At 67.1% G+C, this 19,351-nt stretch carries 20 protein-coding genes; 9 read left to right on the forward strand and 11 right to left on the reverse strand.

The window, feature by feature from the left end; all coding sequences use genetic code 11:
* Positions 1 to 11: 11 nt before the first annotated feature.
* From ACZK08_RS04300 to ACZK08_RS04310, 3 genes are read right to left on the reverse strand one after another with little or no spacing between them, the layout of a single operon-like run.
* The gene (locus ACZK08_RS04300) at positions 12 to 359 is read right to left on the reverse strand and encodes a hypothetical protein (protein ID WP_065182486.1); all 348 of its coding nucleotides are present in this window, start codon (positions 357 to 359) and stop codon (positions 12 to 14) included.
* A complete protein-coding gene (locus ACZK08_RS04305; protein WP_065182451.1) occupies positions 340 to 843 on the reverse strand; it encodes a DUF4123 domain-containing protein in 504 nt (167 codons plus the stop codon). Before ACZK08_RS04305 ends, ACZK08_RS04300 begins: the two co-directional genes overlap by 20 nt.
* Positions 843 to 1,235, reverse strand: a complete 393-nt coding sequence (locus ACZK08_RS04310; RefSeq protein ID WP_081284425.1) for a PAAR domain-containing protein — start codon at positions 1,233 to 1,235, stop codon at positions 843 to 845. Before ACZK08_RS04310 ends, ACZK08_RS04305 begins: the two co-directional genes overlap by 1 nt.
* Before the next feature lie 423 nt (positions 1,236 to 1,658).
* Between ACZK08_RS04310 and ACZK08_RS04315 the strand changes: the two genes are divergently transcribed.
* From ACZK08_RS04315 to ACZK08_RS04330, 4 genes are all read left to right on the forward strand, one after another.
* Positions 1,659 to 2,039: a tautomerase family protein gene (locus ACZK08_RS04315; protein WP_053519221.1), complete on the forward strand. Its 381-nt coding sequence runs from the start codon at positions 1,659 to 1,661 to the stop codon at positions 2,037 to 2,039.
* 130 nt (positions 2,040 to 2,169) lie between these two features.
* Positions 2,170 to 2,556 carry a DUF2946 family protein gene (locus ACZK08_RS04320; RefSeq protein ID WP_065182485.1) on the forward strand — a complete coding sequence of 129 codons (387 nt, stop codon included), beginning with the start codon at positions 2,170 to 2,172 and terminating at the stop codon, positions 2,554 to 2,556.
* 120 nt (positions 2,557 to 2,676) lie between these two features.
* Positions 2,677 to 4,812 (forward strand): TonB-dependent receptor, encoded by a 2,136-nt coding sequence (locus ACZK08_RS04325; RefSeq protein WP_478452490.1) that lies wholly within the window; start codon positions 2,677 to 2,679, stop codon positions 4,810 to 4,812.
* 11 nt (positions 4,813 to 4,823) lie between these two features.
* Positions 4,824 to 6,329: a PepSY domain-containing protein gene (locus ACZK08_RS04330; RefSeq protein ID WP_065182449.1), complete on the forward strand. Its 1,506-nt coding sequence runs from the start codon at positions 4,824 to 4,826 to the stop codon at positions 6,327 to 6,329.
* Between the two features lie 9 nt (positions 6,330 to 6,338).
* On the opposite strand, the gene ACZK08_RS04335 is transcribed toward ACZK08_RS04330, so the two are convergent.
* From ACZK08_RS04335 to ACZK08_RS04350, 4 genes are all read right to left on the reverse strand, one after another.
* On the reverse strand, positions 6,339 to 7,472 hold the full coding sequence (locus ACZK08_RS04335; protein ID WP_197572159.1) for an MFS transporter: 1,134 nt from the start codon (positions 7,470 to 7,472) through the stop codon (positions 6,339 to 6,341).
* A gap of 11 nt (positions 7,473 to 7,483) precedes the next feature.
* Positions 7,484 to 8,260 (reverse strand): DeoR/GlpR family DNA-binding transcription regulator, encoded by a 777-nt coding sequence (locus ACZK08_RS04340; RefSeq protein WP_065175969.1) that lies wholly within the window; start codon positions 8,258 to 8,260, stop codon positions 7,484 to 7,486.
* A 140-nt stretch (positions 8,261 to 8,400) separates the two neighbouring features.
* Positions 8,401 to 9,075, reverse strand: a complete 675-nt coding sequence (locus tag ACZK08_RS04345) for a class I SAM-dependent methyltransferase (RefSeq protein WP_065182447.1) — start codon at positions 9,073 to 9,075, stop codon at positions 8,401 to 8,403.
* 367 nt (positions 9,076 to 9,442) lie between these two features.
* Positions 9,443 to 9,847 carry a GFA family protein gene (locus ACZK08_RS04350; protein WP_053519241.1) on the reverse strand — a complete coding sequence of 135 codons (405 nt, stop codon included), beginning with the start codon at positions 9,845 to 9,847 and terminating at the stop codon, positions 9,443 to 9,445.
* 174 nt (positions 9,848 to 10,021) lie between these two features.
* Between ACZK08_RS04350 and ACZK08_RS04355 the strand changes: the two genes are divergently transcribed.
* Both ACZK08_RS04355 and ACZK08_RS04360 read left to right on the forward strand, forming a co-directional pair.
* The gene (locus tag ACZK08_RS04355) at positions 10,022 to 10,996 is read left to right on the forward strand and encodes an Lnb N-terminal periplasmic domain-containing protein (RefSeq protein ID WP_065182446.1); all 975 of its coding nucleotides are present in this window, start codon (positions 10,022 to 10,024) and stop codon (positions 10,994 to 10,996) included.
* A complete protein-coding gene (locus ACZK08_RS04360; protein ID WP_065182445.1) occupies positions 10,996 to 13,020 on the forward strand; it encodes an esterase/lipase family protein in 2,025 nt (674 codons plus the stop codon). Before ACZK08_RS04355 ends, ACZK08_RS04360 begins: the two co-directional genes overlap by 1 nt.
* A 45-nt stretch (positions 13,021 to 13,065) precedes the next feature.
* On the opposite strand, the gene ACZK08_RS04365 is transcribed toward ACZK08_RS04360, so the two are convergent.
* On the reverse strand, positions 13,066 to 14,433 hold the full coding sequence (locus ACZK08_RS04365; protein WP_065182444.1) for an MFS transporter: 1,368 nt from the start codon (positions 14,431 to 14,433) through the stop codon (positions 13,066 to 13,068).
* A gap of 81 nt (positions 14,434 to 14,514) precedes the next feature.
* Between ACZK08_RS04365 and soxR the strand changes: the two genes are divergently transcribed.
* Positions 14,515 to 14,949, forward strand: a complete 435-nt coding sequence (soxR, locus tag ACZK08_RS04370) for a redox-sensitive transcriptional activator SoxR (protein WP_053519250.1) — start codon at positions 14,515 to 14,517, stop codon at positions 14,947 to 14,949.
* 41 nt (positions 14,950 to 14,990) lie between these two features.
* On the opposite strand, the gene ACZK08_RS04375 is transcribed toward soxR, so the two are convergent.
* A complete protein-coding gene (locus ACZK08_RS04375; RefSeq protein ID WP_065182443.1) occupies positions 14,991 to 15,593 on the reverse strand; it encodes a short chain dehydrogenase in 603 nt (200 codons plus the stop codon).
* A gap of 99 nt (positions 15,594 to 15,692) precedes the next feature.
* Here ACZK08_RS04375 and ACZK08_RS04380 point away from each other — a divergent pair, with 99 nt between their 5' ends.
* Positions 15,693 to 16,568: a LysR family transcriptional regulator gene (locus ACZK08_RS04380; RefSeq protein WP_065182442.1), complete on the forward strand. Its 876-nt coding sequence runs from the start codon at positions 15,693 to 15,695 to the stop codon at positions 16,566 to 16,568.
* A 59-nt stretch (positions 16,569 to 16,627) separates the two neighbouring features.
* On the opposite strand, the gene proC is transcribed toward ACZK08_RS04380, so the two are convergent.
* On the reverse strand, positions 16,628 to 17,449 hold the full coding sequence (proC, locus tag ACZK08_RS04385; RefSeq protein WP_065182441.1) for a pyrroline-5-carboxylate reductase: 822 nt from the start codon (positions 17,447 to 17,449) through the stop codon (positions 16,628 to 16,630).
* Between the two features lie 18 nt (positions 17,450 to 17,467).
* Positions 17,468 to 18,145 (reverse strand): YggS family pyridoxal phosphate-dependent enzyme, encoded by a 678-nt coding sequence (locus ACZK08_RS04390; protein ID WP_065182440.1) that lies wholly within the window; start codon positions 18,143 to 18,145, stop codon positions 17,468 to 17,470.
* 87 nt (positions 18,146 to 18,232) lie between these two features.
* Here ACZK08_RS04390 and ACZK08_RS04395 point away from each other — a divergent pair, with 87 nt between their 5' ends.
* The gene (locus ACZK08_RS04395; protein WP_053519259.1) at positions 18,233 to 19,270 is read left to right on the forward strand and encodes a type IV pilus twitching motility protein PilT; all 1,038 of its coding nucleotides are present in this window, start codon (positions 18,233 to 18,235) and stop codon (positions 19,268 to 19,270) included.
* Positions 19,271 to 19,351 lie beyond the last annotated feature (81 nt).

The raw sequence follows: 19,351 nt of genomic DNA on the forward strand, positions 1-19,351 counted from the left end.
GTCCTTTCAGTTCAGTCTGTGATGCGGGAAGAGGCCAGCAGTGCCAGAAGGTCCGCTGCCGTGGCATTGGGATGGGCGGTCTCGTTGAACCAGACCCGGGTGACTGCCTGGTCGCGCAACCCGCGGGCCCAGGCCACATCGGCTTTCACCCAGCGCACCAGCGTCGGTAGATGCGTGATGTGCAGGGATGTCATAGCGTGCCCGTAACTTGCACGGACATCCTCGACGAGTTCCTCGTCGCTTCGTTGGGCGGTCTCGTCAGGAAAGTGTCTTCTGGTTTCGCGCGAAAGCGGGACGACGAAGGTTGCTGGATCCGGGAGGCAAAGCCTCGCATACTGTTCAGCGCTGAGTGTCAGCATCGCATGCACCTGGCCTTTCGAGATCGGCTCGGACCAGAGTCCAGTCCTGACTGTTCAACGTGACCTGCCACTCCAGTACCGGACCGAGCAGGTCCAGCTGTTGTCGGGGAGTGAGGACATCGCAGTATCGGAGGAAGGCTCTGGGGTCGTAGTAGCGCATCAATGCCAACGACCCGTCCGGCAGCGAGATGTCCAGTTTCGTCTGCAGATGTTGAAACAATGGATCGAAGGCTGTCGCTGAAGCCAGTATCGTGACGCCCGAAGACTGACGACCGAGGCAGGTCAGCCAGTGATGTACAGGTCTCTGGATCGCTCCCCAAGGTAACTCGATCAGCCAGGGAGAAGCTTGGACGAGATCGCTCTCGGGCTGTCCTGTGAACAGCGAGCGGTGGAGCAGTGTGTCCTGCTGAGTGTAATGGCGGAGTTCGCCCTCTCGTTCAGGGGCGGCGGCGCAGTCCACCAAAGCGAATGCTGTCCACGCCATCACGAGCGCACCAGAAGCGGAGCGCCGCTGGTGCCTGCAGTGAGCAGGCACTCCAGGCAGATGGCCGCTCCGGGAGAGGAGCCTGTCGAGACATCAATCGTTGAGGGTGCGGCAGTACAAGGCGCTTCGCTGACGTACACCAGGCGCTGTTGGGTGGAAACAAGCTGGCAGCCGCATGCGAGACGGTGCCCGTGGAGCGCGACGGGGTGACCGTCGATGATAAGGGTGGGCTCGCCTTCGATGATCGGGAAGACCCCCTGATGCAGCGGGCAGGTGGCGCTGTCGCCTTCACGTGCGACGGCGCGGCCCTCGATGTCTGTGCAGGGTGAGCCGTTGATGACGCGTCCGCTACTGCTGGTCGTGTCACCAACGACAATCCAGTGTCGTCTCACGTTGAGATATCGAACCTGTTGGTCGGTGCCCAGCGTGCAACCCGGCAACAAGATCCATCAAGCAGTTGCAGCCATCATGCTGTCACTTATGGCACTCCATGCAGCTGCTGATTGTGATCGCTTCTCCCGTTTCTGCCGGAGAAACAAGAGCTTTCCAGAAATCTGTGGCCGCGGGATTCAGTCAACGGGGGCAGGGACGTGGTCTGCGCGACGCTGCGTTGATGAGTTCAGAAACCTGCGAGAAGCGACATGCACCCTCGTACTCAGAGAACGAACGCGGAGCGGCAGGGAAGCTGAGAAGTGCGCCCTCCTGGGGGAGGAAATTGCAGGGCCCTAAACGGGACGCGCGTTCGCGCGCCATTTCACACAGAAATCCAGCAGCCCGGCGCATCGTCTCCCAACCCTCCACCCGGGAGCCCCACCATGCCGCTCGCCCGCATCGATCTCCGCAAAGGCCAATCCGCCGACTACCTGCAGCGTGTCGGCGAGGCCATCTACCAGGCCATGCGCGCGGTCGGCGTGCCCGAGAACGACCGCTTCCAGATTTTCCAGGAGCACGACGCCGCCACCCTGGTCTACGACCCCAGTTACCTGGGTGTGCAGCGCTCCGACGATTTCATCTGCATCCAGATCACCTGGAACGAGGGCCGCACCCTGGAGCAGAAGAAGGCGCTGTACGCGGGCATCGCTGACGGCCTGCATGCGGCAGTGGGCATCCGCCGCGAGGACGTGTTCATCAATCTGGTGGAAGTGAAGAAGGAGAACTGGTCGTTCGGGCATGGCGTTGCCCAGTACGCGACGTGAGGCGCCTGCGTCACCCTGTCGCAGGGGCAAAACCCTGAACGTGGTCCAAGGTTGCGGCGCCGCGCCGTAGAATGCCCGGGTGCACCGCCCCCGATTCCACCGCCGGTTCCAGGCCCTGGCATGGCTCGCCCTGCTGCTGGTGCTGCTTGCCCCGCTGGTGAGCCGCTGGGTGGCGCATGGCCGCGTGGCAGCGGCGGCGCCGGTGGCGGCGATGGATCATTCGCTGCATGCGCAGCACACGATGGAAGGCCATCACGACCATCATGCGATGGCGACGCCGCACGATGAGGCCGCGAAGAATCCGCCCGCCGATCCACACGCCGACCATGAAATGGGCGTGGATTGCGATTACTGCCTGATCGCGGCGCGGCTGATCACCCTGCTGGTGGCGGCGTTCCTGCTGCTGGTGCCCTTGGCGCCGGTCTGCCGGGCGCGGCTGGGCGCTGTGCTGGCAGTGCCCGCGCGCCTGGCGGGAACCCTCGGGGCGCGGGGACCACCGGCGGCATTGGCGGGCTGAGCCGCGCGCGCGGCCGTGCATTCCCTCTGATGGAAGCCGCCAGGCATGGCCTGGCGCTACCGCGTGCGCCTTCCTTCCTGCTGCCCCGCGGTGCGGGGTGGCATTGCATGCCGTGAAAAAATGAAAAGACATCCGAAGCGCGTTGCCCTGCGTTGGGCGACGCTGCCGGCGCTGTGCGCCTGCGCCCTGCCTGTTGCACCTGCCCGTGCCGAAGCGGCGGGCCCGACCACCCTGGACACCGTACGCGTGGTCGATACCCGGCTCGGTGCGCTGTCGGCCACCCCCGGCGCAGGTTCCGCGCTGGGCCTGAACGTGCTGCAGACACCTGCGGCGCTCACCGTGATCGACCGCGACCAGCTGGAGCAGCGCGGTGACTCCAACCTCAACGATGCGATCAGCCGCGCGGGTGCGATCAGCGCGATGCCGCATCCGGGCAATGGCCTCAGCGCACTGTCCAGCCGGGGTTTCACCGATGGGGCGTCGGTGATGCGCCTGTATGACGGGCTGCGCCAGTACGGGGGCGTCGGCATCACGTTCCCGTTCGATACCTGGTCCATCGAGCGCATCGAAGTGCTGCGCGGGCCGGCCTCGATGATCCACGGCGACGGTGCGATCGGCGGTGTGATCAACATCGTGCCGAAGAAGCCTTCGCGCGGTGCCGTCGAGAACGAGATCAGTGTGACGGTGGGCAGCGAGGACACGGCGCGCCTGGGCTTCGGCAGCGGTGGCGCGCTGACGCCCGAGCTGGCCTACCGGCTGGATGTGAGCGGCAACTACAGCGGCGGCTGGGTGGACCGTGGTCGCAACAGTGACGCGACTTTCTCCGGGGCATTGCTGTGGCAGCCGCGTACCGACCTGCAGCTGACGCTCACCCATGGGCAGGGCTACCAGCAGCCGATGCGCTACTTCGGCACGCCGCTGCTGGATGGCCGACAGTTGGACGCACTGCGCCACCGCAACTACAACGTGGAAGACAGTGACATCCGATTCCGTGACCGCTGGACGCAGCTCGATGCGCTGTGGACGCCGAACGCGAAGGTGGAGTGGCGTACCCGCGTCTACCAGATCGACAGCCTGCGCGATTGGCGCAACGCCGAGGCCTATGTCTACAACCCACGCACCGGGCTGATCGATCGTTCCGGCAATACCCAGATCACCCATAACCAGGACCAGACCGGGCTGACCTCGACGCTGCGCGTGCAGGGTGAGGTGGGCGGTCTTGCCAACAGTTTCGCGCTGGGGATGGATGCCAACCGCGCGCACTTCAAGCACACCAACAACACCTATGCCGGCAGCTCCGGCCCGGTCGATCCGTTCCATCCGGTGCCGGGGCAGTTTGCCAGCGATGCGCCGAACCTGCCGCGCTACCGCAACAGTGCCGAGCAGTACGCTCTGTTCGTGGAAGACCGGCTGGCCCTGAGCGAGCGCTGGTCGGTACTGGGCGGGCTGCGCCACGACCGCGCGCGCATCGATCGTACCGATCTGATCAGCGGCCAGGGGGCATTCTCGAAGACCTACAGCAGCACCGGCTGGCGAGCAGGCACGGTATTCGCGCTGCAGCCGACGCTGAGCCTGTACGCGCAGTATTCGCAGGCGGCCGACCCGGTCAGCGGCCTGTTGATGATCAGTCCGGCCAACGGTGCCTTCGACCTGGCCAAGGGGCGTCAGGTCGAAGTCGGCCTGAAGCAGGCCTTCGACGGTGGCGAGTGGACGCTGGCGGCGTACCGGATCCGCAAGACCGGGCTGCTCAGCCGTGATCCGCTGCTCCCGGATCGTCGGGTGCAGGTGGGCGCGCAGACCTCGCGCGGAATCGAGGCGTCCTTGAACTGGAATTTCGCGTCGCAGTGGACGCTCGATGCCAACGCGACGGTGCTGAAGGCCGAGTTCGAGGACTTCCTGGAAGCCACCGGTTCGCCGGCTGTGCTGGTCTCGCGCGATGGCAATGTGCCGCCGAACGTGGCAGAGCGGCTGGCCAATGTATGGGTGAGCTGGCAGTTCCTGCCCGACTGGAGCGCGGCCGCAGGTATGCGTTACGTCGGCAAGCGCTACGCCGACAACGCCAACACCCTGGAGCTGCCGGGCTACGGCACCACCGATCTGGCGCTGACCTGGCAGGCGGCACCGCGCACGCGGGTGACAGCCCGTGTGTTCAACGTGTTCGACAAGGCGTACTACGCCACGGCGTACTACACCAGTACGCAGTGGCTGCTGGGTGCGGATCGCCGCGTCGAGTTCACCCTCGATCATCGCTTCTGAGGACGCACGCCATGTCGCTGCGATCCACTGCCAAGCGCTGGACCTACCTGGTGCACCGTTGGCTGGGCATCGGCGGATGCCTGCTGATGCTGCTGTGGTTTGTCAGCGGCATGGTGATGCTGTTCGTCGGCTACCCGAAGCTGACGCCCGGCGAGCGGCTGGCGGCGTTGCCGGTGCTGGGAGACGCGCATGGGCTGCTGGGACTGTCGGCGTTGCCAGCGGCCGTGCAGGCTGAGCCGGAAAGCGTGGCGCTGACCACGCTGCGTGGCGAGCCCGCCTATGTGGTGCGTAGTGGCAACCACGTGGGAGCCTGGTCGGCGCGCACCGGGCAGGTCCTGCCGCCGGTATCGGCACAGCGCGCCGAAGCCTCGGCGGCGCAGTTTGCCGGCGGCCCGGCATTCGTGGGTGCGATGCGCGTGGATGAGGACCGCTGGACGCATTCGCGTGCGCTGGATGCGCATCGGCCGCTGTACCGGGTCGAGGTGGGCGGTGCGCGGCCGGGTGACCTGTATGTGTCTTCGCGCACCGGCGAGGTGGTGCTGGATGCACCGCATGTGCAGCAGCGCTGGAACTATGTGGGCGCTTGGCTGCACTGGCTGTACTTCCTGCGCATGCAGTCGGTGGACCCGGTGTGGACGTGGGTGGTGATCGTGCTGTCCGCACTGTGCACGGTGGTGGCGGTGAGCGGCATCGTGGTGGGGGTGTGGCGCTGGCGCTTCGCTGGCCACTATCGCTCCGGTGCGAAGACGCCGTACGTCGAGCCGTGGATGCGCTGGCATCATCTGATCGGTCTGATGGCTGCGGCGTTCGTGTTCACCTGGATCTTCAGCGGGCTGATGTCGATGAATCCGCTGGGCGTGTTCAGCAGTACGCGCGCGGCGATCGGCACGGCGCAATATCGCGGCGATGCGGTGGCAGTGAATGGCGCACTGGGCGAACCGGCAGCGCTGCTGGCTGCGGCCCATGATGCGCTGTTCATGCCGGTGGAGATCCAGTGGCGGCGCATTGGCGGTGAGCTGTTCGCGCTGCTGCTGGACGGGCAGGGCGATACGCGCATCGTATCCGCAGACGAAGGGCATCTCCGGATGATGCAGCTGCTGCCGGTGGCATTGCTGCAGCAGAAGGCGCAGGCGATGTCTGCCGCGCCGATGCATCGGTTCGCACTACTGCATGCAGCGGATGCCTATTTCTATCCACGTGCGCCGGAGGCGATGAACGGCGCGGCGGTGCGCCGCTTCCCGGTGGCGGTGGCGGACTTCGGTGATGCCGAGGCGACGCGCGTCTACTTCGATCTGGCCAGCGGCGATCCACTGCTGACCCTGGGGCATCGTGAGCGCGTCGGGCGCTGGCTGTTCTACTTCCTGCACAGCTGGGACCTGCCGGCGATGCTGCGGCAGGAGACGGCCCGCCTGGGCGTGCTGCTGCTGTTGAGCACCGCCGGCACCGCGCTGTGCGCGACGGCTACGGTGATCGGCTATCGACGATTGCGGATGAAGGTCCAGCGTCGGCGCCGTTGATGCCGCGCGCTACACCCGCAGCCAGCGCGTGGACACCGCCACCAGCAGCAGCGCGATGGCCACACCGATGAATGCAGCGATCAGGCCGAAATGATTGGCGGCGAAGCCGATGAGTGCCGGGCCGGCAAGAATGCCGGCAAAGCCCAGCGTGGACACGGCGGTGATCGCCAGCGCGCCGGGCATGCGGGTCTGGTGGCCGGCCAGCGAGAACAGCGCCGGCGCGATGTTGGCGCAGCCGAGGCCGACCAGCACATAACCGGCCAGTGAGACCTGCCAGGGCGTGACAAGCGTCAGCACCAGCACGCCACTGGCCGCGAGCAGGCCACCGAACACGATGGCGCGTTCGCGTCCCACCCGCGCCACCAGTGCATCGCCGAGCAGGCGGGCCACGGTCATGGTCAGGGTGAAGATCACATAGCCGATGCCAGCCATGCGCGCATCGACGCTGCGCACGTCACTGAGAAAGACCGCGCTCCAGTCCAGCATCGCGCCTTCGCCAAGGAACGCGACGAAGGCCAGCACGCCGATGAACAGCACGATGCCGTGCGGCATGGCCAGCATCGGGGTGTCGTGCGGCATGCGCTCGCGGTGCCAGTACGACGCCGACAGCAGCATCGCCAGTAGCATCGCGGCCACGCCGATCAGCACCGATGCCAGCGGTGGCAGCTGCAGGGACAGCAGCACGGTCATCATTGCCGCGCCCAGGAAGCCGCCGATGCTGAAGAAGGCGTGGAAGCCGGACATCATTACACGTCGCGCTTCGCGCTCGACCACCACGGCCTGCACGTTCATCGTGCAGTCCATCGCGCCTACCGCGGCACCGAACACGAACAGCACCAGGCCCAGCAGCCACGCTGAACCGGCCAGGGCCAGGCCCGGCACGGTGAGGCAGATCAACAGCGTACTGGCCACCATCACCCGGCGGCAGCCCAGCCGCGCGGCCAGAACGCCCGCCACTGGCATCGCCAGCAGCGAACCGGCACCCAGGCAGAGCAGCACCACGCCGAGCGTGGCGTCGTTGAGGTCCGCGCGTGCCTTGGCGAACGGTACCAGCGTCGCCCACAGTGCCGTGGCGAAACCGGGAATGAAGAATGCAGCGCGGGTCGCGTGCTGTTCGGCACGCGCGCGGTAGGCAACGGACATGGGCGGTTCGGTCAGGGCGGGGTGGGGTGCACCGCAATACCGGCAGCGAGGAAGCGCGCTGCCAGTGCGGGCGGGGCTGATGTGGTCAGCACCAGGTCGTCGATCTCGTCGAGGCCGGCGATCTGCCAGTGACCACGGGCACCGAGTTTTTCGGTGGTGGCGGCGACAATGACGCGGCTGCTGCAGGCCACCATGGCGCGCTTCAAGGTGGCTTCTTCGGCATCCATCGCCCACACACCAGTGTCGCCGTCCACCGCGCACGGGCCGGGCAGGTACACGTCGGCGCGCAGGCGCTGCACCTGGGCCAGTGCTTCAGCACCGACCGCCCCGCCGCCGCTGGCCAGGCGGCCGCCGATCAGCTGCACGGAAGTGCCTTCATGCACGCTGGCGGCGGTGGCGATCTGCGGCGCGTTGGTAATCACCGTCAGTGCCAGTTCGGGCGGCAACTGCTGGGCGATGGCCAGGTTGGTCGAACCGGCATCGAGCAGCACCACCTGCCCAGGTTGCAGCAGGGCACAGACGCGCGCGGCCAGTTCGGCCTTGTCGCCACGATCGCGGGTCAGGCGCTCGCGCAGCGGGCGCTCCTTCGGCGGCGGCAGCACGGCGCCGCCGTACACGCGCTGGCACAGGCCTTGGGCGGCCAGTTCACGCAGGTCGCGGCGGATCGAATCTTCGGAAACCGCATAACGACGCGCCAGTTCCGCGGCGATCACGCGGCCCTGCTGGCGCAGTTCCTCGAGGATCTGCCGGGTACGTTCGGCGGGGAGGGGGCTGGAATCGGCGTTCATGGGATAAGTGTGCATATTCGTGCATGAACATGCAATAACGTGCATTCCGGGTCGACGCACGGGAGCCCCTTCTCCCGGGCGGCCCTGGAAAAGTGCGAGGTGCGGGGCTTGGCCGGGCGAGCGCCGGCTCTGCAGGTTCATCAGGCCGCGTAGGCGACCCAGCCCTTGAAGGTGAATCCGGCGTAGAACAGCTCGATGTCCTTGAAGCCTGCCTCCTGCAGCACCTCCACCTCCTGTTCCGGTGACAGCAGCGGCAGGCGCTCGGCGATGGCGGTGATCGCGCGCTGTGCATCCGCACGGGCAATGCCGGAAGCCTCGCCGAAGGCCGCATAGCGCCTCAACCAGCGCAGCTTCGCCTCCGGCTCCTGCGGGACGCTGTGGTGGGCCACCACCAATGGCGCGCCCGGACGCAGCCGCCTGCGCAGTTCGCGCAGGGTATGCCGGCGCTGGTCGATATCGAGGAAGTGCAGGGTCAGCAGGCAGCTGGCGCCATCGAAGATCGTGGCCGGGGCATCCTCGATGTAGCCCTCCAGCAGCTCCACGTGGTTCATCCGTGTGCCGAGCGTTTCGCGGGCCAGCGCCAGCATCGGGCCGGCCGGATCGACTCCGAGCATGCGCCAGTATGGGTGGGCGTCAGCGAAGGTCTTCAGCTCGAGGCCGCCACCGGCGCCGAGCACCAGCACGTGGCCGTGCTCGGGCACGTGCTCGGCCAGCAGCAGGTGGGCCATCTGTTGCAGACCGAGGAATCCAGGTACCTGTCGCAGCGGTCCCTCGTGATAGCGGGCCGCAGCCTGGGCATCGGAGAACGAAGGCATCCGGGGGCACCTGCAGCAGGAGGGGAATTATCACTGTAGCGCGGGCGTCAAGAGGTGCCGCCCAGTCCGCGATGCGGCTGCGGCGTGGTGCGCGCGCAGGGCTTCGCCGCCTGTCATCGTGGCGTCGTCGATGCCTCACGCCGGCTATGCAGGCCAGCGTCCACGCTTGATCGTCCCCGCCCCCACGGAGACCGACCATGTGGCTGCTTGATCATCTCTGGCCTGCACGCCGGCCCGCGCCTCCGCCGCGCCCCGTTCAAGCGGAGCCCGCGCCCCGCCGGCCCTGGCGCAAGCGGCCTGTACGCGCAGGCCGCAGCGGCATGGCGCCCTGGCAGAAGGTCGCCGCGCCGTCACGCCGTACCCGGCACTAGGCGGGGCGGTCGGCCGGATGGTTCACGCCATCGCTGACCGGGATCACGCCCAGCGCGAAGGGATCGATGCCCTCCAGGCAGGCGACGTTGTAGCCGTACTGGTCGGGGTTCGAACGCCGGCGGTGGTGGGTGTAGATGCCGCACACATCGCAGAAGTAATGCTCGGCCACATGCGTGTTGAACTGGTACAGCCGCAGATGGTCCCGCCCTCGCACCACCTGCAGCCCGGCGAGGGCGACGCTGGCGGCGATGGCGCCGCGGCGGCGGCACATCGAACAGTCGCAGCGGCGCGGGTCGACGATGCCGTCCGGCAGGTCCAGCAGCAGTTCGACCGTACCGCAATGACAGCGGGCGCTGTGCTGGGGTTGGACCGCAACACCGGCCACGGAGGTAATGCCCATCGATGCTCCTGGAAGAGGGAACGGTATGTGGAAAACGGCGTTGCAGACGGTGCACCCAGCAGCCTGAACGGGCCGTAGATGCCAGGGCGAACCCGCTTGTGGCTAACTATGCGCCCCCGGGACCACGACAGGACGCCAGTGAAAGCCGCAGGACGTTGGATGACAGGAAGTGTGATGGTACTGCTGGCACTGTGGGTGGCTGGCCTGCTGCTCTATCAGCTGCCGGGGCCGGGCTGGCTGGCGTCGGCCGTGGCGGTACTGTGGGTGCTGTCCGCCCTGTGGGCGTCCTGGCGGGTCGCCCGTGGCCATGGCACGCGACGGCTCGGCATGGCCTTTGGCGTGGCGCTGGCCCTGGCGCTGGGGTGGTGGATGCTGCTGACCCCGCGCCAGGATCGCGTCTGGGCCGATGATGTAGCGCAACGCCTGCACGTGGTCTCCTTCGATGGGCGGCATGTGGTGCTGGACAACGTGCGCGATTTCACCTGGCGCAGCGAAACCGACTATGACGCGCGCTGGGTGCGCCGCACGTACGACCTGGACCAGCTGCGTTCGGCCGACCTGGTGCTTTCGTACTGGATGGGGCCGGCGATCGCCCACACGCTGATCTCGTTCGGCTTCGACGATGGCCGCCATGTCGTGTTCTCGCTGGAGATCCGCAAGGAACGCGGGGAATCGTTCTCGGCACTGGGGGGATTCTTCCGCAAGTTCGAGATGACCCTGGTGGCCTCCGAAGAGACCGACATCATCCGCACGCGTACCAACGCGCGTGGCGAGGATGTCTATCTGTACCGCCTGCATGGCATGGACCGCGCACAGTTGAAGGAACTGTTCGCTGCCTACATCGCGCAGGCGCGCGAGCTGGATGCGAAGCCCGGCTTCTACAACACGCTGACCAGCAACTGCACCACCATCGTCTTCGATCTGGCCAGGCATATCGCGCCGCGGCTGCCGCTCGACTACCGCCTGCTGCTGTCCGGCTATCTAGCCGAGTACGCGCAGGAGGTCGGGGCATTGACGCCGGGGGTGCCGTACGCAGTGCTGCATGCCAAGGGCCGGATCACCCAGCGCGCGCTGGACCTGGGTGACGGCGGCAACTTTTCCACCGTGATCCGCCAGGGCGTGCCCGGCACCGAGCAGGACTCGCAGTGATGCTCATGTCCATACTTTCCCGCTGGCAGCGCGTGCTGCCGGCGTCGCTGGCGATCTTCATGCTGCTGGCCGGCAGCGGCTGCGCGATGGTCACCGTCAAGCAGGTGAAATCCAGTGACTCGCTGGTCAACAAGCGTGCCGATGTGCTCAACACCGGCAAGCTCAGCCCGGCGGCCCGGGAAACGCTGAGTGCAGCCGGGCTGGATGAGTCGCAGTGCGAGAAGGACTTCGTGGTCTGTCGCAGCACGCTGTTGATGACCGACGATCTCAACGTCGAACAGCGGCTGTCCGCGTTGTCGGAGCTGTGGGTGAAGGCAGCGCTGGCGCTGACCCCGAAGAAGACGGCGGCGGGCGATCCACCGATGAGCGATGCCGCACTGGACGCATGGCTGGAAGCGGCGCGCTATGCCTACGCCTACCTGTTCTACAGCGGCCGTTCGCCGTCCGATCGGGCGTTCGAGGACCGGCAGACGCAGGTGCGCGACTACTACAACTATGCAGCCGAGAAGGCCGCGGTGGTTCTGTTCGTGCGGGCGCGCGCCGCCGCGCTCGCCGGCGAGGACTATACGAAGCCGATCACGGTCGGCAGCTGGTCGCTGGCCTCCAACTACCAGCAGCTGGCCCTGAAGAGCATTCCGGCGCAGCTGGTACCCGCTGGCACGGTCAGCTTCGTCGGCCTGCGCAGTACCTATCGACGCGACGGTTTCGGTGCGGAGCTGGTGATGGTGATGGACCCGCCGAAGCTGGTCACTCCGGCGGTCTCCGCAGATGGCCCGAAGGCGGACGGCGGGCAGGACGACGACAGCGATGCGCGTCGTGGTCGCCGCCATCGCCATGATGATGCGGTGCCGGAGTTCAGCGAGATGTCCTCGATCAACGTCACCGCGCTGCTGCGCTTCGAGGGCAGCACGCTGGAGGACGTGATGCGTACCCGCCGGGTCGAGCTGGACGCCTATTCGCCCGAAGCGACCGAGCGCATCACCCTGCACGGCGAGCAGGTGCCGCTGGCCGGCAACTTCACTGCCGCCTACGGCCTGTGGCTGGCGCAGAGTGGCTTCGCCCGGCAATCGCTGCGCACGCTGTTCGGCATGAGCGAGGGTATCGGTGAGCCGCACATCTACCTGATGCAGCCGTGGGATCCGAACCGCCGCATCATCTTCATGCTGCATGGCCTGGCCAGCAGCCCGGAAGCGTGGGTGAACCTGGCCAACGAGATCATGGGCGATCCCGAGCTGCGCCAGCAGTTCCAGGTGTGGCAGGTGTATTACCCGACCAACGCGCCGATCGCGCTGAACCGCTATGAGATCGCTACTGCATTCAACGACACGCTGAAGCATTTCGACCCGGATGGCAGCACGCGCGCATCGAAGGACATGGTCTACATCGGTCACAGCATGGGCGGCGTGCTGGCCCGCCTGCTGGTGAGCGACTCGGGCGATGTGCTGTGGAACGACCTGCTGGCCAACTATGACCTGAAGGGTGAACGACTGAAGCGGGTGCAGAACAAGCTGGGCCCGCTGCTGCACTTCAAGGCGCAGCCGAATGTGGAACGGGCGATCTTCATCGCCGCCCCGCATCAGGGCACCGACATCGCCGGCAACAGGGTCGGCCGCCTGATCGGCCGCCTGGTGCGCCTGCCGCTGACCATCCTGGGCAAGTTCGAGGATGTGTTCCTGGCGCTGGCGCAGGCCGAGCAGCAGGTTGACGGCACCGCCAAGCCGAAGATTCCCAACAGCATCGACAACCTCAAGGCCAGCGATCCGTTCGTGAAGGCGGCCGCACAGCTGCCGATCGAAGCGGGCCTGAAGTACCACTCGATCATCGCCCAGCGCAAACCCGAACTGCCGTTGGAGAAATCCGACGATGGGCTGGTGCCGTATTGGAGCGCGCACCTGCCGGGGGCGCTGTCGGAGAAGGTCATCATCTCCGGACACAGCGTGCAGGAATCGCCGCAGGCCGTGCTGGAGGTGCGCCGCATCCTGCACCGGGACATCGATGACGTGGACGCGGCGGCCACGCCATGACTGCACTGATCGCCGGGCCACGCCCGGCCGAATCAACCGGTGGCGTTACACCCGGCGTGCAATCAGCGTGGACAGCAGAGCCAGGCCCAGGGTGATCGCCAGGCACAGTACGTAGCCGGTGTGTGGCCTGTCGTCCACGAACAGGGCAAACAGCGCGCCGGAGACGGCCAGTGCGGTGGTGACTGCCAGCGCCTCGCTCAACTGCAGCGCCGAGGTGTTGGCTCCCTGTTCGTGCGGTGCCGAAAGGGACAGGGTCAGTACCGAAAGACTGGCGTAGATCATGCCCATGCCGAAGCCGGTGAGCGTCCAGCCGATCAGAGCCACCGGCAGCGGTACCGTGCGGAACAGCACCGCCAGCGTGGCCGCGATACCGATCGCCATCAGCGGCGTTCCCGCGCGCAGCAGCTGCTGGCGTGACCAGCCATTGCGCTGGTGGCCCTGCAGCCACGACCCGGCGAACCAGCCCAATGCCCCCAGGCTCAACACCGCGCCGGCCCCGCTGGGTGACAGCCCGCGCTCGCGCTGCAGCAGCAGTGGCAGGTAGGCCTCGCAGGCGAAGAATGCCGCAGCGGCGATGCCGCGCAGGGCGATCACACTGGGCAGGCCGCGATGCAGGCGCAAGGTGCCGGCGGGCAGCAGCCGCTGCACGCAGAACAGCAGCGCAAGCATCGCCACAGCGATGCACAGCACTGCCGCCATCCCTTGCTGCTGCCCGCCGAGATACAGCAGCAGCGCTGCCAGCGACGCGCCGCTGGCCCAGCGCACCACCCGGCTGCGATTGCCGCTGTCGCCCGCAGGCGAGGGCTGCAGGCGTGACAGTGCAGGTCGCAGCAGCAATGCAGCGGGTAGCGCCAGCAGCGGCACGGCCAGGAACACCCACCGCCAGCCCAGGTGCTGCACGATGAGCCCGCTCGCAGCCGGGCCGATCATCGACGGCACCACCCAGCCAGCGGAGAATGCTGCGAACACCTTCGGCCGCAGCGATTCGGGGTAGGTACGGCCGACCATCACATACAGCGAGACCGAGATCGCACCCGCGCCCAGGCCCTGCAGCAGCCGCCCGGCCACCAGTATCCCCATGTGCGTGGCCAGGCCGGCCAGCAGCAGGCCCAGTACGAAGCACGCCAGGCCCCACCACAGCGGCCGCGCGGGCCCGTGCCGGTCGGCCCAGAGGCCAGCGAGTGTCATGCCGATGACGCTGGTGGCGAGGGTCCCGCCGAAGGCCAGCGCGTACAGGCGGAGCCCGTCGAGTGCGGCGGCGACGGTGGGCATGGCTGCGGCCACCGCCAGCGCTTCGAAGGCGTGCAGCGAAACCAGGGCGACCATGCCGAGGGTGGTCGCACGATAGCGCGCGGAGAGGATGGAGGTTTCGGCAGCAGGGGCGGCGTCGGCAGCAGGTGGAGTCGGGGTCATGCGGAAAGTCTGGGAGGCCGCGCTTGTCATCCGGCGGCGAAGACCGCAGCATGACACCTGAACTATAGTTGAGGTCAAGCAATGGTGTCGCAGGAACTGAGTGTGGGTGAGGTTTCGCAGCGCAGCGGCGTGGCCGTATCCGCACTGCACTTCTATGAGCGCAAGGGCCTGATCAGCAGCCTGCGTACCTCGGGCAACCAGCGCCGCTTCAGCCGCGACGTGCTGCGCCGGCTGGCGGTGATACGCGTTGCACAGCGCGTGGGCATGCCGCTGGAGGCGGTGGCGCGTGCTTTCGAAAGCCTGCCGCAGGGCAGGGCACCGACCAAGGCCGACTGGGCCACGCTGTCTGCACGCTGGCGGACCGAGCTGGATGAGCGCATCCACATGCTGCAGCTGCTGCGTGACGAGCTGACCGGGTGCATCGGTTGCGGCTGCCTGTCACTGAAGCGCTGCCGGCTGGCCAACCCCGAAGATGTCCTCGGGGAACGGGGTGACGGTCCGATGCGCTGGGGCTGAGGCCCCGGCACATCGGAGGGCACGCCAGGCTGGATCATGCATCACCAGACGGTGATCGTTTCACCGCTCAGGATGCCTTCCACCGCGCGCTGGTACGCCAGTGCCGCGCGCTGGGCGGTGACCGCTTCAAAGCCGGGGAAGTAGGGCGCGTAGGCATCCATTGATTCGACCAGCACATTCGGGCTGACGACATTGATGCGCAGCCCGCGGGGCAGCAGCTCCAGGGCCGCTGCGCGCACGAATCCTTCCAGCGCGGCGTTCACCGAGGTTGCATTGACGCCATCGCGGATCGGCTGGGCACTGACGATGCCGCTGGTCAGGGTGATCGAGCCACCGGGGGTGAGGTGATGCTGGGCGGCCAGTGCCAGCCGTACCTGACCGAGCAGCTTGTCCTGCAGGCCGACGTTGAACCGTTCGGGCGTCATGTCACGCAGGGGACCAAAATGCAGTTTGCCTGTTGTGGAAATCACCGCATCGACCGCGCCGGTGCGGGCAAACAGTTCGTTGACGCTGGCATCGTCGGTCAGATCGACGCGCAGCGTGCCGCTGCTGCGCCCTGCGTCCAGGATCTGGTGCTGCTGGCCGAGCTGGCGCGCTACGGCCTGGCCGAGCGTGCCGGTGGCGCCCACGAGAAGAATCTTCATGACGGTTCCTTGCTTGGGGAGACGAAGCGCAGTCTGCGCCGTGACGACGCGGTTTGGTAAGCCGCGTATGATTCGCTGATTACTAATCAGGACTTAGCAATGGACATGCTGCGCTGCATGCAGGCCTTCGTCGCCGTGGCCGAGCGCGGGAGTTTCGCGGCTGCCGCCGAGCACCTGCAGGTGTCTGCGGTGATGGTGGGCAAGTACATCCAGCAGCTGGAAAGCCACCTCGGCACCGCGCTGTTGCAGCGGAACACGCGGCGGCAGCGCCTGACCGAAGCGGGCAGTGCCTATCTGGCCGGTTGCCGGCAGGTGCTGGAACAGGTGCAGCAGGCCGAGGCGGACGTGGCCGGCCTGCAGCTGCAGCCGCGCGGTGTGTTGCGGGTCAGTGCTCCCACCACCTGGGGCAGCTGCGTGCTGGCGCCCCGGTTGGCCGAACTGCTGCGTGCACAGCCGCTGCTGAACATCGAACTGGATCTGAGCAATCGGCGGGTGGACCTGATCGAAGACGGCTTCGACGCGGCGATCCGGGTCGGTCCGCTGCCCTCGGCGGACATCGTGGCGCGTCCGCTGCCTCCCTATGCGATGAGCCTGTGCGCAGCGCCGTCGTACCTTCGCCGTCGAGGCACGCCGCGGATGCCCGCGGATCTGCAGGGGCACGATTGCCTGAGCCACCTGGCGTGGCGTGGCGGGCACGGTTGGCAGCTGGCCAGTGGCGAGCATGTGGACTGGGAGGCACGGCTCACCAGCAATGACGGCTTCGCGCTGCGCGAGGCCGCCGTGGCGGGTGCCGGATTGATTCTGCAACCGACGGCGCTGCTGGCCACTGAGATCGCTGCGGGCCGGCTGAAACCGCTGCTGCGCGACCATCTGCCGGCGCCGCGGCCGATGCACCTGATCTATCTGCCGGACCGTCGCCCGCGCCCGCGCCTGCAGTGCTTCGTCGACTTCGTCATGACCACGTTGGGGCAATGAGCATCGGGGAGATGGGGTCGGATCCCTTTGCCCCGGCAGAGGGATCTGACCCCAAGGAATCAGTCGTTTGCCGCTGACAGTTCCTGGCCGCGCACCTGTGCGGCGCGCAGCGCGGCATCCACCAGTGCCTCGAAGCCGCCGGCCTGGAAGCTCTCGATCGCAGCCTGGGTGGTGCCGTTGGGCGAGGTCACGCGGCGGCGCAGCTCGGTGGGACTTTCGCCCGCTTCATCGAGCATGCGCGAGGCGCCCAGCAGCGTCTGCACCACCAGCGTGCGTGCGGCGTCGGCGGGCAGACCCTGGGCGATGCCTGCCGCTTCCATCGCTTCGGCGAGCAGGAACACATAGGCCGGACCGCTGCCGGAGACAGCGGTGACCGAATCCATCAACGGCTCGCTGTCGATCCATACCGTGCGTCCGGCACTGGCCAGCAGGTGCTCGGCCTGGGCCCGCTGCGGTGCATCCACTGCCGGTGTTGCGTACAGGCCGGTGACGCCGGCACCGAGCAGCGCGGGCGTGTTGGGCATCGCGCGCACCACCGGCAACGTGCCGCCCAGCCAGCGCTGCAGCTGCGTGCTGGTGATGCCGGCGGCGATCGAGACCACCAGCGGTCGGTTGTCCTGCGCCAGCGGCTGCAGCGACTGGCAGACGTCGCGCAGTACCTGTGGCTTGACCGCCAGCAGCCAGGTCTGGCCCTGCGCGGCGGCCGCGCTGGCGCTGTCGTGGGTATGCACGCCGAAGTCGCTGGCAAGCGCATCGCGCACGGCGGCGACCGGCTCGGCCACGTGGATGCGCGTGGCAGGCACGCCCTGGCGGATCAGGCCGGCGATCAGGCTGCGTGCCATGTTGCCGCCGCCGATGAAGGTGATGGAATCTGCTGCCATGGAAGTCTCCTCGGAATGTCAGGCCGGCCGCGGACGGGCGCCGAACAGGGCGGTGCCGATGCGCACCAGGGTGGCGCCTTCGGCGATGGCCTCGGTGTAGTCGCTGCTCATGCCCATCGAAAGGGTATCGACCTGCGGGAAGCGGTCGGCCAGTGTCTGGAAAAGTGTGCGCATGCGCACGAATGCGTCGCGGCGGCGTTCCGCCTCCGGCCACGGCGCCGGGATCGCCATCAGACCCCGCAACCGCAGGCCAGGCTCGGCGGCGATGACCTCGGCCAGGGCCTGGACGTCCCCTGGCGCGCAGCCGTGCTTGCTGGATTCATCATCGATGTTGACCTGGATCAGCACGTTCAGTGCTCCGCGCGCCGCCGGTCGATGGCGGGCCAGCGCGGTCACCAGCTTGGGACGGTCCACGCTCTGCACCCAGTCGAAATGCGTGGCCACCGCTTCGGCCTTGTTGGACTGCAGATGGCCGATCAGGTGCCATTCCAGGTCCAGATGCTGCAGCGCCTGCATCTTGGCCAGCGCCTCCTGCACGTAGTTTTCGCCGAAGGCGCGCTGGCCCTGTGCAGCAAGGGCGGCCACGGCCTCGGCCGGTTGGGTCTTGGAGACCGCCAGCAGGCGCGGCGGCGCACGTCCAGCGGCCTCGGCCGCAGCGTGCAGGGTGCTCAGGATCTGGGGCAGGGCAGTGGCCACGTAACGCGTTCCAATCGATCAGGAGGCTATACTGCCGCCCGGGGAAAGATCCTTCCAGTCGAAGCCGTTATTGGGGAGTAGCCGCTCATGGATATCGCCGAGCTGTTGGCGTTTTCCGTAAAGAACAAAGCGTCCGACCTGCACCTGTCCGCAGGCCTGCCGCCGATGATCCGCGTGGACGGCGACGTTCGCCGCATCAACATCCCGGCACTGGACCACAAGCAGGTCCATGCGCTGGTGTACGACATCATGTCCGACAAGCAGCGCCGCGACTACGAGGAATTCCTCGAAGTGGACTTCTCGTTCGAGATCCCGTCGCTGGCACGTTTCCGCGTGAATGCGTTCAACCAGAACCGGGGTGCGGGCGCGGTGTTCCGTACCATTCCGTCGGAGGTGCTGACGCTGGAGGATCTGGCCTGCCCGCCGATCTTCCGCGAACTGATCCAGCAGCCGCAGGGCCTGATCCTGGTGACCGGACCGACCGGTTCGGGCAAGTCGACCACGCTGGCCGCGATGATCGACTACATCAACAAGAGCGAATACGGCCACATCCTCACCGTCGAGGATCCGATCGAGTTCGTGCACACCTCGCAGAAGTGCCTGATCAACCAGCGCGAAGTACACCGCGATACGCATGGCTTCAACGAGGCACTGCGCTCGGCACTGCGAGAAGACCCGGACATCATCCTGGTCGGCGAACTGCGCGACCTGGAAACCATCCGCCTGGCACTGACCGCCGCGGAGACCGGCCACCTGGTGTTCGGCACCCTGCACACCAGTTCGGCGGCCAAGACCATCGACCGCATCATCGACGTGTTCCCGGCCGGCGAGAAGCCGATGGTGCGCTCGATGCTGTCCGAGTCGCTGCGCGCGGTGATCTCGCAGGCACTGTTGAAGAAGGTGGGCGGCGGCCGTACCGCAGCATGGGAGATCATGGTGGGCACGCCGGCCATCCGCAATCTGATCCGCGAAGACAAGGTGGCGCAGATGTACTCGGCGATCCAGACCGGTCAGCAGCAGGGCATGATGACGCTCGACCAGCACCTGCAGGACCTGGTCAAGCGCAGCCTGATCACCCGCAACCAGGCGCGCGAGTACGCCAAGGACAAGCGACTGTTCGAGTAAGGCAAGGCAGAAGCGGGCCCCGGCGCGCGACCGCGCCGGCGACTCCGCGATGTTCCGACCATCGACTGAAGCCTGGCACAT

Source organism: Stenotrophomonas sp. 112478_Sma, from assembly GCF_056479905.1.

What these genes read in the sequence shown, in the direction of transcription:
- proC (WP_065182441.1), bottom strand. Translation starts at nt 17,449, where the DNA reads ATGGCAGCAGATTCCATCACCTTCATCGGCGGCGGCAACATGGCACGC.
- ACZK08_RS04315 (WP_053519221.1), top strand. Translation starts at nt 1,659, where the DNA reads ATGCCGCTCGCCCGCATCGATCTCCGCAAAGGCCAATCCGCCGACTAC.
- ACZK08_RS04350 (WP_053519241.1), bottom strand. Translation starts at nt 9,847, where the DNA reads ATGGGCATTACCTCCGTGGCCGGTGTTGCGGTCCAACCCCAGCACAGC.
- ACZK08_RS04395 (WP_053519259.1), top strand. Translation starts at nt 18,233, where the DNA reads ATGGATATCGCCGAGCTGTTGGCGTTTTCCGTAAAGAACAAAGCGTCC.
- ACZK08_RS04365 (WP_065182444.1), bottom strand. Translation starts at nt 14,433, where the DNA reads ATGACCCCGACTCCACCTGCTGCCGACGCCGCCCCTGCTGCCGAAACC.
- ACZK08_RS04335 (WP_197572159.1), bottom strand. Translation starts at nt 7,472, where the DNA reads ATGTCCGTTGCCTACCGCGCGCGTGCCGAACAGCACGCGACCCGCGCT.
- ACZK08_RS04300 (WP_065182486.1), bottom strand. Translation starts at nt 359, where the DNA reads ATGCTGACACTCAGCGCTGAACAGTATGCGAGGCTTTGCCTCCCGGAT.
- ACZK08_RS04305 (WP_065182451.1), bottom strand. Translation starts at nt 843, where the DNA reads ATGGCGTGGACAGCATTCGCTTTGGTGGACTGCGCCGCCGCCCCTGAA.
- soxR (WP_053519250.1), top strand. Translation starts at nt 14,515, where the DNA reads ATGGTGTCGCAGGAACTGAGTGTGGGTGAGGTTTCGCAGCGCAGCGGC.
- ACZK08_RS04355 (WP_065182446.1), top strand. Translation starts at nt 10,022, where the DNA reads ATGGTACTGCTGGCACTGTGGGTGGCTGGCCTGCTGCTCTATCAGCTG.
- ACZK08_RS04360 (WP_065182445.1), top strand. Translation starts at nt 10,996, where the DNA reads ATGCTCATGTCCATACTTTCCCGCTGGCAGCGCGTGCTGCCGGCGTCG.
- ACZK08_RS04340 (WP_065175969.1), bottom strand. Translation starts at nt 8,260, where the DNA reads ATGAACGCCGATTCCAGCCCCCTCCCCGCCGAACGTACCCGGCAGATC.
- ACZK08_RS04380 (WP_065182442.1), top strand. Translation starts at nt 15,693, where the DNA reads ATGGACATGCTGCGCTGCATGCAGGCCTTCGTCGCCGTGGCCGAGCGC.
- ACZK08_RS04345 (WP_065182447.1), bottom strand. Translation starts at nt 9,075, where the DNA reads ATGCCTTCGTTCTCCGATGCCCAGGCTGCGGCCCGCTATCACGAGGGA.
- ACZK08_RS04325 (WP_478452490.1), top strand. Translation starts at nt 2,677, where the DNA reads ATGAAAAGACATCCGAAGCGCGTTGCCCTGCGTTGGGCGACGCTGCCG.
- ACZK08_RS04375 (WP_065182443.1), bottom strand. Translation starts at nt 15,593, where the DNA reads ATGAAGATTCTTCTCGTGGGCGCCACCGGCACGCTCGGCCAGGCCGTA.
- ACZK08_RS04330 (WP_065182449.1), top strand. Translation starts at nt 4,824, where the DNA reads ATGTCGCTGCGATCCACTGCCAAGCGCTGGACCTACCTGGTGCACCGT.